The organism is Pirellulales bacterium, from assembly GCA_035499655.1.
Classification (GTDB): Bacteria; Planctomycetota; Planctomycetia; order Pirellulales; family JADZDJ01; genus DATJYL01.
This window is the reverse complement of record DATJYL010000197.1, coordinates 75,891-89,376: the sequence shown is the minus strand read 5'-3', so window position 1 is coordinate 89,376 and position 13,486 is coordinate 75,891. Positions and strand designations below refer to the sequence as shown.

Sequence of the window (13,486 nt, the reverse complement as noted above, 5' to 3'; positions counted from 1 at the left end):
ATGAACACCACGACCACCGGGACCGTGACCATCGGCGCCACGCAGGTCCAGCGCAGCGGGGACGGCCCGGTGAACTACGACGGATTAACGACGCTGACGGTCAACGGCACGGCGGGGGCCGACACGCTGAACGTGACGGGTTCTTCTACGGCATCGACCAAGTTGGACGGCATGGGGGGAAGCGATCAATACGTGGTCACGCAGAACCAGTTGTTGGGACCGTTGAACGTGGCCGATAGTGGTGCAAGCGGCACGGATACACTGACCAGTAATACCACCGCTGCCGGTCCCGAAACCATTAACGTTTTCAATAATCAAGTGATTCGAGTCGGACAGCAGACCATCACTTATAGCGGTATTGAAGCGCTGACGGTGAATGGGAGCGCGTCGGGAGACACTATTTCCATTAACAATCCGACGGCCGGAAGCACTACGGTCAACGGCGGAGATGGAAATGATTCCATCACCTTGCAGCAAAATGTGGCCGGCAGCACGGTCATTTTGCACGGCAATAACAATGTCGACACCATCAACGTCCAGAACGTGGCTCTGAACAGCAATGTGCAGGTCTTTGGCGACGACGGGGACGATACCATTAACGTGGGGAGCAACACGGGTGCTACCGGCGTGTTGGATGGCATACAAGGCGCTTTGACGATTAACGGAAGCGCTAACGATACTGCCTCCCCCGGCGATTCGCTGATCTTCCACGATCAGGGGCAAACCGTCGGCCAAACTTATACGCTGACCAATACCACACTTACGCGCAGCAATCTGACTCACGCCACCATTACCTTTGGCACCGTGGAAACGCTGGAAATCGACAGCGGATCTGGAAGCGACAAGTTCGTGGTGAATTTTTCTTCCTACCCGGTTAGCCCGCTCATGACGGTGAAATTCGACGGCGGTGGGCAGCCTGCGGCCAACGGCATGGACACCGTGCAAATAAACGGCACGGCTAATCCCGACACCATTTTAGTGGGCGTGTTTGGCTCGGCCGGCGGCGAACCCATCCAAATCAACAACATCGAGTGTTTGCAAATTTTTGGCAACGCCGGCAATGACGTGCTGGTGAACGACACGAATGTGTCGTCGTTGATCGATGGCGGCGACGGCAACGATTTATTGGTGGGCGGAGATGCAACCGATGTCATTTTCGGCGGCGCCGGCCAAGACCAAATTTACGGCCGTGGCGGCGGCGACTATTTGTTTGCCGATTACGAGTTCAATAACCGTTCGCCAATTATTCCCGCCGGAACAGGCAATGCCATTGACCAGGTGTATGGCGATTTGGCGCCCCCCGCCTCGTTAACTTTGGCCGGCTACCCGACCATCCACTTGCCAAGTTTTTCCGCGGGCACAGCGGGGATCGACACCATTGTGGTTGGCCCAGGCGACATCGTGAACGCAGGAGGCCAAGTCGGCGATACGATCATTGGCTCCGGATTGGGGCAGTTGTCGGTGCTAGATTGGCTGCGGGCACGGTTCCTGCAACCGACGAGCAAGAACATTCAAGCCGCCATCACCGCCGCCCTGAACGTGCCATGCACCAAAATCAATTAATGGGCGGGCGAGCCGTTGAGTTTCAACTCGTTTCGCAAGAAATCGTTAGCCGGCGCTGCACTTACTTATCGTCCTTCACTGCTGTCTTCGTAATCTTGCCGTACAACAGCCCGCCGTGGTCGCCGCCGTCCCACATGCCGGCATATTTGCCGTCGAAAATCATCACTCGGGCGGTAAAACTTCCCATTCCCGGCACGGGCACTTTATCCAGGGTGATCACTGGCGTATCGCCTGCCCAAACCACTCGCAACGGCAGCGGCAAAGTTACGTCGTGGGTTCCGTACTGGATGCGGGCATTGAACAGCCAAATATCGCCCTGCATTTTGGAGACCGATGTAATGAAGTATTTGTCTTCCTTGGCCGGAGCGCCGTTTTCGTCACGGTTGTTGGTGAAGTGCCCTTGCAGGGTGGCGCCGGAAAGCGCGTCTTGGAATTTCTTTTCCAGCTCTTCTTGGTTGGGCGGGTTTGCGGAATTATTTTGCAAAGCCGATGGTTTTTCGGGCGCAGCTTTTGGCTCCTCTGCCTGTGCAAGCTTGCTGGTCCATTGAGCGGTGGCCAACGCAGCAGCAATCAACCATGCGCCGGCAGTCAACGATGCGGTTAACGACGAGTGGGAAAATTGACGTTTCATGGCGATTTCCAATGTCGAATTTTCATCGGCGATATCCCACGCCAACTCGCGAGGTTTACGCCTAGTTAGTTTACAGCGCAGCAGCCGCAGGCGAGTAGTCTTGGCCGTTATAAACTCCGTAAATACTTCACGGCCTGGCCGAGTTCGAATTCAGGATCGTGGGCCGTGTTACGCTGAATGGTGAAATAACCCCGGTATCCGCGCTCTTCCAGCGCCCCCAAGAGCGCGGGAAAATCGACCGAACCGCGGCCGAGCGGCACTTCGATGCCATGTCGCCGGACCAAATCATGCACGCCATCGGTGGCATGCACGTGCATGATATGCGGTCCGAGTAACTCGACGCATTGCTGTGGGCTAAACCCATTCATGACAAGTTGGCCGGGATCAACATCAATGCCGATCGAAACGTCCGGCAACGCGGCAATTAACCGCGCCAGATCAGCGGGGCTAGCGCTGCCGGTTTGGGCCGCCAGGAAAGCCCCGATGTGCTGACCATGTCGGCCCAAATCCGCAAGCACTTGCAGCAGGAGATTCCATTGCGGCCCTTGCGGCTCCGGCGGAATGTGTCCTACGTGGTTGACCACGACCGAGGCCCCCAGGACCTGCGCCATCCGCATGGCTTCCTTCGTGCCGGCGATTCGTGCATCAAGTTCTTGCAGCAGATTATATCCACGACGGGTGCGGTAACTAACGGCGCATACCCGTAGCCGGTGGTCGTCCAACGTTTTTCGCAATTGCCGCAGCGCGGTTTGGGAAAGTTCCGCCGGCTTTAGTTGCCCGCGGGCGTCGATTTCAACGGCATCGGCCCCTAACTTGGCTGCCAACGGAATAGCCCTTCGAAGCGGCACGCGTAAACTGGGCAAATGAATGCCTATTTTCAAAGAGGGCATGATTGATGACGATCGAAATGATTCAGAAGTTGCAAGCTGTGCGCGCCAAATAGAAAATCTTGTGCCTCGCGTGTCAGTATAGACATGCTGTATGTTGCATGCCCAGTATCGCCGGGCCAATGTCTTAGGCACGGCCCACCATCGTCAGACCACAATCAGGCCCAGGATGAAGAGAGGGAATCATTTAGCAATGCCCTGCTTTGTTGTGACCAGGGCGGCTTGCAAATTGGCGAGGCATGGTGCATCCTCAAGGTTGCCATGCTTACCGTCTCCGCCATCGCCGCATTTTTGGAAGATTTTGCTCCCCATCGGTTGGCTGCCGAGTGGGATAATGTGGGACTGCTTGTCGGCGATGCCAAACGTAATGTGCAGCGGATCATGACTTGCCTGACGGTCACGCCACACAGCGTCCAGGAGGCGGTGTCTGAAAAGGCCGAACTGATTGTTGCGCACCACCCGTTTCCATTTCGAGAGTTCAAACGCATCAGCGCTGACACTACCGAAGGGCGCATGCTCTTGGAAGTCATCGAGGCGGGCATTGCCGTGTATAGTCCGCACACAGCTTTTGATTCGGCCCGCTCCGGCATCAATCAACGATTGGCCGAAGGATTAGGATTGAGCGACGTCGGCCCTTTGGTATCGGATATCGCCGATCCGAAATTGGGCGCGGGAAGGTATGGGTTTCCGGAAGCCTCCGCCACGTTGGGCCGCGTCGCGACACGGTTGAAAGATTTTCTTAATTTGCCCGGCGTGCACTTGGTTGGCAACGCACAGATGCCGGTCCGCGCTGTGGCCGTGGCTTGCGGCAGCGGCGGGGAATTGCTGGAAGCGGCGCACCGCGCCGGTTGCGATTGTTTTGTCACAGGCGAGACCCGATTCCATACGTGCCTGGCGGCCGAAGCAATGGGCATGGGCTTGATCTTGGCTGGTCATTTTGCCAGCGAGCGGTTTGCGGTCGAACGTTTAGCGGAAATGCTTGCCGCGCAATTCCCCGCGGCAACAGTTTGGCCGTGTCGTGCGGAGCGCGATCCTGTGCAGTGGGTGTGAACGCGTCAAATCATAAGCGTTGGCCGGAGAGCAAAACCTGGAAATCAAGGGGCTGCCCCAATCAACCGCCGCTTATAGATTTCGATTTCCATGCTTTTAAAAGTGTCAACTCTGCCGATTACGCCCCAAATTCCGCTTCGTTGACTCGTCTTATTGTCGGTCTAAAATGGTCGTTGCCGTTCGTGCCGCAAAAAATAAAAGGGGAAGGGCGAAGTAGGAAACCTCAAGTTTACAAGTTGGCAGTCTGATCGCGGCACAAGTTTTGCCAGGCTTGTAAGATCGCTTTGTAGATTTGCATTTCAAAGTCATCGCGTCAGGGTATTATGGCCACTCGATTTTTAACCGCCTTGCCTGTGTACAACGAGGTGCGACACGTCGCTGGGGTACTGGACGAAGTGCTCCGTTACAGCCGCGAAGTCTTAGTGGTCGACGATGGCTCAATCGACGGCACTGCGGAATTGTTGGCCCAACGTCGCGATGTGCACGTGGTTCGGCATCCGAAAAACCGCGGCTATGGAGCGGCCTTGCGCAGCGCGTTTCAGTTTGCGCTATACAATGATTACGATGTGTTGATAACCATCGACTGCGATGGACAACATCAACCGCGATTGATTCCGCAATTCGTGTCGGCCTGCGACGGAGTCGATATTGTGTCGGGCAGCCGCTACCTCAAGCAATTTGCAGGGGACAGCGCTCCACCGGCGTCCCGGCGAAAAATCAACGAACTCATCACAGCTGAAATTAATTGCCGGTTGGGATTGAAATTGACCGATGCTTTTTGCGGCTTCAAGGCCTACCGGGTGTCGGCGCTGGAAAAACTGAATATCACGGAACCCGGCTACGCCATGCCATTGGAACTGTGGGTTCAGGCGGCACACCAAAACTTCAAAATCGTGGAACTGCCCGTGCCGTTGATTTATTTGGAGGAAGCCCGATCGTTTGGCGGATCGCTGGACAATTCCGACAGCCGCCTGCGACATTATCAGGAGGTGATTGACCTTAGCGTAGCGGCGCTGCGGGGCGAGGTGCCTCCCCAATTTCGTAAACATGTGGTCTGTTCGGGAGCCGCATCGTGAGCAACCCTTGTTCTACGGCAAGGGAATGCTGGCCCAAAAATTGCCCCGAAGAATCAGCCGGAAACAGGTTGATCCATTCCGATGCTCTCCTGCCGGGGCAACATGTGAACGGCGATCATCCGCAAACACGCTCGAATAATGAGGATTTCAACGCGACTACGTTCCGTTGGTCCGATTGGTCGCCTCGGGTGACGCGGCTGAACGCGCCGCGGGAACATGGCGCTAAACTGATTGAGCCTCCGCTATCGCTGGCCGGCGAAATGATGTCGCTCAACAAGCGCACCATCGCCCAAGCCGGTTACAATGTGCAAGGGCGTGGGTTAACGCAGTTGGCAAGTGAAGCCCGAGAACAACTGCTGGCGGAAGCCCTGCGTTACACTCGCAGCTATCGAAATGCGACGGTTCCGGCCAACCCTGGACACGTAATTCTGGCCGGACATCAGCCGGAAATGTTTCATCCTGGCGTCTGGCTTAAGAATTTTGCGCTGGCGCGACTGGCGAAAGATCACGGCGCGGTGGCCGTCAATTTACAAATCGACAGTGATGCGATGAAAACCGCGTCGCTGCGTGTGCCCAGCGGCTCCCTCGATCAGCCCCGCTTGGAAAATGTGCCTTTCGATCGCGCAGCGGCAGAAGCGCCGTTTGAACAACGGACGATTTTGGATCGCGCGTGTTTCGATTCGTTTGCCGATCGGGCCAGTAAGCATTTGCAGTCATTGGTGCCGCATCCATTTTTAGCGCGTTTTTGGCCACTGGCGGTTGCACGCTCTCGGGAGACCAATCATTTGGGCGCTTCGTTGGCGCAAGCTCGGCATCAATGCGAAGCCGCCTGGGGGTTGCAAACCTTGGAAATTCCGCAAAGCCGGGTATGCGACTTGCCCGCTATGCGTTGGTTCATGGCGCATTTGTTGGCCCACTTGCCTCGATTTTGGGAAACGTACAATGCGGCGCTTCTGGAGTATCGCCGGGAACACAAAGTGCGTTCCGCAGCGCATCCGGTCCCGGCGCTGGATCGCATGGACGACTGGCTGGAGGCGCCGCTGTGGATTTGGACGGAATCCGATCCGCGCCGTCGCAGGCTTTTTGTCCGACATCGGAAAGACGAATTGTTGCTATCCGATCGGGAACAATTCGAAGCCGCGTTGCCGCTTGTCCCCGAAAATGCCGCTGCGGCCGTAGAGCGGTGGGCGGCGCTTTCGGCTAATGGCATTCGCTTGCGAACCCGAGCGCTCATTACCACTATGGCCGCCCGGCTGCTGTTGGGCGATTTATTTGTGCATGGCATTGGTGGGGCGAAGTATGATCAGCTTACCGATCGCATCATCGAACGGTTCTTCGGCGTGGCGCCACCAGGGTACATGGTTGTGTCTGGAACACTTCGTCTGCCCCTTTCTCATTCTGCTGCTCCTACTGACGATGTGCCTCAACTTCGTCAGCGGATTCGCGAGTTGTATTTTCATCCGGAGCGATTTTTGAAGCAGCCTGGCCCCGATCGCATCACCACAGATCAGAATACAGCGGCCTTGGTTGCTGAAAAGCGCCGCTGGTTGGCAACGGTCGAAACGCCAGATAATGCGCAAATGCGCTGTCGTGCCATCCGTCAAGTCAATGAAGCACTGCAACCCGCGGTGGCGGCGCTGCGGGAATTGTGGGCTTCGGAGGCGGCCAAGCGGGCCGACCGACAACGGGCTGAAGCATTGCTAATATCGCGGGAATACGCATTTACTTTGTTTCCGGAAGTGGACTTGACAAATTTTTTGCTCCCCATCCTGGAAAACTCCGGCGCGAATGGTTAAGTTAATGCTCAACGGATGGATCGTTTCTCCAACAGCAGGGATTCGCGATGAGCAGAACGACCACTTTGCAGGTCGTATCACACGGGAGATCATCGGCGATACATTCTGGTCGTCGTGTTAAGTCGTCGAATGGTTCCCGTCAACGGCTTGCAACCGCTGCCAACCCTAAGCAAAAGCCTTCCAGCCTGCGCTCTGAAGCGGGCCGAGGGAAACCAAAGCTTGCCTCACGCTCAACCAAGGGCACTCGGCCCAAGCTGTCGAAGGCGGAAACTCGGTCGGTGGCCAATCAGCCCACGGCGATAATCCGGGGAGCTAAAGGAGCGGAAAAGATATGTTTACCCCTCAGGCAAGCGCGGCTGGGTGACGCATTGCCTAATTTGATGAGGCAAGATGTCTTTTCCGAAACGACGCCAACCGGTGAAGCGCGCTTGGTGTTGGGACGCAGCGGTGACCATGCGGCCGTGTACCACTCGCTGCTGGCGATTTTTCAAGGCCCTTCGCGGGAAGAATTTCATGTTCAAACGGAAGATCCATTTTATGAGCCGACCGACCGTCTGCTGGTGAAACGCGGCTATCGAGTATTATCGCACCTGCAGCTTACCCATCGTACGATGCTATTTGGCAAGCTGGAGTTGCCCGTGGCCGGTTTTCATTGGCTGGGTACGTTGCCGGAATTTCGCGGTCAACGGTTTGCTACACGGCTCTTAAGCGAAGCGGATCGGCGGATTGCCGCCGCCGGTGCTGTTTTGGGGCTGGTACGCACGCGCATTCCCCGGTTCTTTCATCGGGCAGGTTGGGCGTTGTGTGGGCGGCATTGTTTCTCTCAAGGCAAGGCGCGCGAGGTGCTGGCCCGATTGCACAGCGAGCAGGCCTTGCGCCCGGCCAAGCCGTTGAACATTCGTCTTTGGCGGCATGTGGAAATGCCGGCCCTGATGCGCATTTATCGGCAAAACACTTTGGGCGCTTATGGGCCCTTGGACCGCACCGAGGCATTTTGGCGCTGGCTCGTCGGACGCAAAGCGTACGATTCGCTGTTGGTGGCGCTCGATGGACCCGACAAACTCGAATTAGAAGAATCGATTGCTCCGATTGTCGGCTACACTGTGCTGCGAAATGAGCGGGTGATAGAATTGCTTGCCACTCCCCATCATCCCAATGCAAATCAGCAATTGCTGGCCCGGGCTTGCAGCGACGCCATCGAGCATAACCGGCAGGACCTGGTGCTGAATGCACCGCCGAATCATCTATTGCATCGATTGGTGGTTGCCGCAGGCGGCAGGTATCACCATCAGGAAGCAGACCAAAATGAAGTGTTCATGGTCAAAATTGGCGACCCGCTCAAATTTCTGGCGCTGATAGCGCCAGAATTGGAAGTCCGAGCCAAGCAGGCTGGGTTGCCCCGCGACACCGAATTGGGATTACAGGTGGACGGAGCAAAATGGCGCTTGGTTTACACACGCCACGGTTTTCGAGTGCGTAGCGGCAAATTGGGCCGCAGTTATTTGACGCTGAATCGAGCGGAGTTTACTCGTCTTGCATTAGGGCACGGCACGGTTCGAGAAACGGCATTCGCCGGACGCTTACAGGGCTCTACGCGAAGCGCGCTTGATTTGGCCGATATTCTTTTCCCCCGGCTTCTGCTTTGGCGTCCATGTTGGGACGATTTGGCTGTGTGATCGTTCGATGCTAAGCACCCTCCCGGAAAAGACTTAGCTTGGTCTAGCTGCAGTCTGATCGAGCTGGGCAAGCCAATGTCGAAACTCCGCAAAAATTGCAGCACTCCAAAGGGGCCAGGAAGTCCAAGGAATCTCGGAAAAATCCTGGACCCATGCAACTACACACTTTATACTGATGACCTCAGGGGGGCCGCAATCTTTCGCATTGAAAAGTCTCGGAGTTGCGGAAATGAGAAGGGCGGGTCACAGCCATGCGCCGTGTTTCCATCTCGTTGTGTGCACAATCTTCTTTTTTGGCGGCGCTTTGGGTCTGATCCAAGTGTCCCATGCGGCCATCACGCGCACCGTTAGCGGAAACAACTGGATTATTTCCAACGGCGCGCTGACCGCTACGTTTAGCACCACCGGCTCCGACATTACCAGCCTCGTGGTGGCCGGCCACAGCGACAACATTTTGGATCCCAGCAATTCCAAGCTGTACCCGGAATTTGCCGGCACGCCCTTTGGCAGCGGCACCATGACGGCCAATTTTCAGCAGACCAGCAATTACATTGACTTCTGGACCACCACGCAATCCAACCTAACCTTGAACTCTTCCGGCAACCCCACCAATCCCATCACCTATTCGTTTCATTACGTGATGTTTAATAACGATCCGGCGATTCATATGTATGAAGAGGTGAGCCATGCGTCGACGGATCCTGCCACCAGCATCGGCCAGGGGCAGTTTTTAATGCGGGTCGACCCAACGAAGTTTTCTACGCTGTACCAGTTCAACACCGGCCCCAATAACCCCGGCGCAACGGTCACCAATTTGCCCACCACGACGGCCCAATTGGCGGAACTCAATGGCAGTTCCACCGGTTACGGCAATGCCAATCGCTTGGATTTAGCGGAAGTGCTCGATTTGAATGGCGACGCCGATCTGGAGCAGTTGATCGGCCGTAATTTCTTGAACAAGTACGACTATTCCTCCTACACCCAGTTTTGGCAGGGGCAAACCGAAGTGGGGCCCAACTACGCTGTTTCCACTGTCCTCCCTTCCAAAGAGACCATGACCGGCGGTCCGACCAAGCAAAACTTGATGTTTACCAACAACATTTTGATGGTGGAGTTTTTGTCGGGCCATTATGGCGACAGTAACTATTCCTATGTTCCACCGCAGGGTGTCGACAGCAGCCGGCTGTTTGGCCCGTACGTATTCCGGGTGACGCCCACCAACGGCGAAACGCCTGCGCAGCTTTACCAAGACGCCATCAACTCGGCCTCGTCGTACATTCCGTTGTACGATACGGATTCTACCCTGCTGGCCAACGGCTACGTTTCTTCCACGCAGCGTGGTTCGTTGCAGATATCCCTTGGAAATTCCGCCGGCTGGAGCAATAACGTCAACAATAATACGCTGGTGCTTTCGGACCCCAACACCAACTTTCAGGAATCGCACCAGGGGTATCAGTATTGGGCGCAGGTAAACTCCAACGGCACGGCGTCGATTTCGGGAATTGCCCCGGGCACTTACCGGATGAGCATTTACGAGTACGGCCAATGGGGCGAAACCCGCGTCGACGGCGTGCAAGTCAAAGCCAACCTGATAACCATTCCGCAAAATGTAAAGTTCACGCCGGAAAACTTCGGCACGGCGGCTCCCATTTGGACGCTAGGCACTCCGAACCGATCCGCCAACGAATTCCTGAACGGGCATACCGCCACCGGCGCCGACAATCGAAATTATTACGGATCGTATAACTACTGGCAGGAAATGGCTGATTTGGGCAATAACGGCAAGGTGGTGTATTACGCCACAGCCGTCGGCAGCACGCCGGCCACCAACGATCCCAACAAATGGATTGCCAATCAATGGGGTTTGTTCAATCCCGCCCTGTATAATCCGGCCGACAATTCTAAAGACTTGTATCCGACGTTGGTTCCCGCCTACGTGACGGCCGGTGGCGGCCCAAGCATGTATACGGGTTCGCCCTGGGAAATTCACTTCACCACCACCAGCGCTCAATTAAACCAGGGGCAATACGTGGTTTTATCGGTCGGCCTGGCCGCTAATGAGGCCAGTTTGATCGTTACGCTCAATGGCCATACCGAGATCTGGCACTTCGGCGGCAGCAACAGCGATCCCATGGTCCGCAGCGGAGTAGCCGGCGTGTACAAGTTTTTGGCTTTCCAGTATCCCACTTCGGATTTGAATGCCGCCGGGACCGACAATGAATTTACATTCGGCGTGAGCCAAAACGACGGCGTAATGTACGATGCCATGCGCATGGAAATTACCAATACTTCCGCCAATCCTAGTGCCACCGGTTGGTTCGACTACGATTACATCACCGGCTCTAATACCCAAACGGCCTCCGGCGACTCCACGGGCCTAAGCGCACCGTTGGTGTTTGTGGTGCCCGAGCCCACGTCGCTGGCGCTGTTGGCAATCGGTTCAATGATTTTTCTAAGCCGCTCTATCAAAAGAAAACCATAGCAGAGATTCGGCCGTTTCTCATCCATCTCATCGGAAAAGAGCGACGAACCCGCTACTGTGGCCACTCAATCAAGCGGGCTTCTGTCCACGAGCCGCCGTGCTTGCTTAAAGCTGTGTGATGCAGATTGAAACACGCTGAGAATCCAGCACGGAAGCCTACATTCCGATGGCCGCTTTCGCTTCCTCCACGACATGTTCCGGTGTAATGTGGAAGTTTTTGTAGCACGCAGGGCCGGGAGCGCTGGCGCCGTAACTGTCCATGCCCACAAAGCGTCCCTCTCTGCCAATGTAGCGGTCCCAACCTTGACGAATGCCCGCCTCGCAGGCCACGCGGGCGGTGACGTCTGGCGGCAGCACGCTGTTGCGATAAGCTTCGTCTTGCATTTCGAACAGTTCCCACGAGGGCATGCTGACCACCCGGGCCGCAATACCTTGCGAGGCAAGTTGTTCGAAAGCCGCTACGCAAGTGGAAACTTCGCTGCCGGTGCCGATTAAAATCACGCGTGGCTTGCTCCCTTGCGCATCGATTAAGGTATAAGCGCCTTTGGCCAAGCCGCTGGCCGCAGCGTATTTGGTCCGATCGAGCGTCGGCAAATTCTGACGCGTGAGAATTAGCGCAACGGGACGATCTCCGATGTTCATTGTGGTTCGCCACGCTTCGGCCGCTTCGTTGGCATCGCCGGGGCGAATGACAACGGCCCGGGGGACAGCCCGAATGGCAGCCAAATGTTCGATGGGCTGATGCGTGGGTCCATCTTCACCCAGGCCGATGCTGTCGTGCGTGAAAATGTAAATGGCCGGCAAATGGCCGATCGCGCTCAAGCGGAATGAAGGCTTGCAATAATCGAAAAAGCAGAAAAACGTGGCCCCGTAGGGACGGAGCTTGGACAGCGCCATGCCGTTAAGCGCCGCCGCCATACCGTGTTCGCGAATGCCAAAATGGAAATTGCGGCCGCCGTAATTCTCTGGCGAAAAAGCCGAGGAGCCTTCGAACGTTTGCAGCGTCATGGTCGAGGGGGCCAAATCAGCAGCGCCCCCCAATAGCCACGGCACGCGCTGCGCCACGGCATTCAGCACTTTGCCGCCGGAAACTCGCGTGGCCAACCCTTTGGCGTCGGGGGCGAAAGTCGGGATGCCGGCATCCCAATCGGCGGGCAATTCACGGCGCTCCATCAATTGCCACTGTGCGGCCAGCTCAGGAAATTGCTTGGCGTATTTTTTGAATTTCGCTTGCCATTTTTTGTGCAACTTTTTGCCGCGGGCGGCAACGCCGGCTTGGAAGTTCTGCCGCGCTTCCTCGGGCACCAAAAATTGTGCGTCGGCGGGCCAACCATAGACTTCTTTCGTGAGCCGAACTTCGTCGGCGCCCAGCGGTTCGCCGTGAGCCTTGTTGGTATCTTGCTTGTGGGGCGAGCCGTAGCCAATGTGGCTGCGGACGATGATCATCGTGGGTTTGTCTTTGGTGCGGAGGAATTTTTTGTACGCCTTGAGCAACGCTTCCGTATCGTTGGCGTCGGGGCAGCGGATGACATTCCAGCCCAGGCCTTTGAAGCGCGTGGCCACGTCGTCGGTGTAGGCGATTTCGGTATTGCCCTCGATCGTGATGTGGTTGTCGTCGTAAATCCAGCACAAATTCGAAAGCTTGAGGTGGCCGGCAATCGAGGCGGCTTCGTTCGAAACGCCTTCCATTAAATCGCCGTCGCTGCACAGCGTGAACACATTGAAATCGAACAACTCAAAATCGGGCTGATTAAAATGCGCCGCCAACCAGCGCGAAGCAATCGCCATGCCCACGCTGTTCCCGCAGCCCTGACCGAGCGGACCGGTGGTCGTTTCCACGCCGCTGGTATCAACGGCTTCCGGATGCCCGGGCGTGCGGCTGTGCAGTTGGCGAAATTGCTTGAGTTGATCGAGCGTGACGGCCAACTCGCCGGTTGGCTGTCCATGCTCGTCCAATTGTTGAACACCGGCCAGGTGCAACAGCGAATACAGCAACATCGAAGCGTGACCGCAAGAAAGCACAAACCGATCGCGATTGGGCCAATCGGGGTTTTCCGGATCATACCGCAGCACATGCTGCCACAGCGTGTAGGCCACCGGCGCCAGCGCCATGGGAGTGCCGGGATGGCCGCTGTTGGCTTTTTGCACGCCATCCATCGCCAAAGTGCGAATCGTGTTGATGGTGAGCAGATCGAGATTGGCCGTTTCGATAGCGGGGCCGCTGTTTCCGGCCGCAGCAGTTTCAGTTGTGGTGGACATGATGATTTCGCGTCCTTTGTCCGAAGGGGGTTGTGTTTTGCTTCTGATGTCGGATACACAAGTGTA

At 56.3% G+C, this 13,486-nt stretch carries 9 protein-coding genes; 6 read left to right on the top strand and 3 right to left on the bottom strand.

What is annotated here, in order from left to right; translation table 11 throughout:
• Window positions 1-1,563 (top strand): hypothetical protein (locus tag VMJ32_14715; GenBank protein ID HTQ40275.1); only part of this gene is annotated, 1,563 nt, incomplete at its 5' end.
• Between the two features lie 61 nt (window positions 1,564-1,624).
• Here the strand turns inward: VMJ32_14715 and VMJ32_14710 are convergent.
• Window positions 1,625-2,194, bottom strand: a complete 570-nt coding sequence (locus tag VMJ32_14710) for a hypothetical protein (GenBank protein HTQ40274.1) — start codon at window positions 2,192-2,194, stop codon at window positions 1,625-1,627.
• Between the two features lie 107 nt (window positions 2,195-2,301).
• A complete protein-coding gene (locus VMJ32_14705) occupies window positions 2,302-3,018 on the bottom strand; it encodes a sugar phosphate isomerase/epimerase family protein (protein HTQ40273.1) in 717 nt (238 codons plus the stop codon).
• A 324-nt stretch (window positions 3,019-3,342) separates the two neighbouring features.
• Here VMJ32_14705 and VMJ32_14700 point away from each other — a divergent pair, with 324 nt between their 5' ends.
• From VMJ32_14700 to VMJ32_14680, 5 genes are all read left to right on the top strand, one after another.
• Entirely contained in the window at window positions 3,343-4,131 is a 789-nt protein-coding gene (locus tag VMJ32_14700) for a Nif3-like dinuclear metal center hexameric protein (GenBank protein ID HTQ40272.1), read from the top strand.
• Window positions 4,132-4,454: 323 nt separating this feature from the next.
• Window positions 4,455-5,207 carry a glycosyltransferase family 2 protein gene (locus tag VMJ32_14695; GenBank protein ID HTQ40271.1) on the top strand — a complete coding sequence of 251 codons (753 nt, stop codon included), beginning with the start codon at window positions 4,455-4,457 and terminating at the stop codon, window positions 5,205-5,207.
• Window positions 5,208-5,275: 68 nt separating this feature from the next.
• Complete coding sequence (locus VMJ32_14690) at window positions 5,276-7,003, top strand: hypothetical protein (GenBank protein HTQ40270.1); 1,728 nt, start codon at window positions 5,276-5,278, stop codon at window positions 7,001-7,003.
• A gap of 380 nt (window positions 7,004-7,383) precedes the next feature.
• Entirely contained in the window at window positions 7,384-8,679 is a 1,296-nt protein-coding gene (locus VMJ32_14685; protein ID HTQ40269.1) for a GNAT family N-acetyltransferase, read from the top strand.
• Between the two features lie 274 nt (window positions 8,680-8,953).
• Window positions 8,954-11,161: a polysaccharide lyase family protein gene (locus tag VMJ32_14680; GenBank protein HTQ40268.1), complete on the top strand. Its 2,208-nt coding sequence runs from the start codon at window positions 8,954-8,956 to the stop codon at window positions 11,159-11,161.
• 156 nt (window positions 11,162-11,317) lie between these two features.
• Here VMJ32_14680 and tkt read toward each other — a convergent pair whose 3' ends face one another.
• Window positions 11,318-13,420 carry a transketolase gene (gene tkt / locus VMJ32_14675; GenBank protein ID HTQ40267.1) on the bottom strand — a complete coding sequence of 701 codons (2,103 nt, stop codon included), beginning with the start codon at window positions 13,418-13,420 and terminating at the stop codon, window positions 11,318-11,320.
• Between the last annotated feature and the right edge of the window lie 66 nt (window positions 13,421-13,486).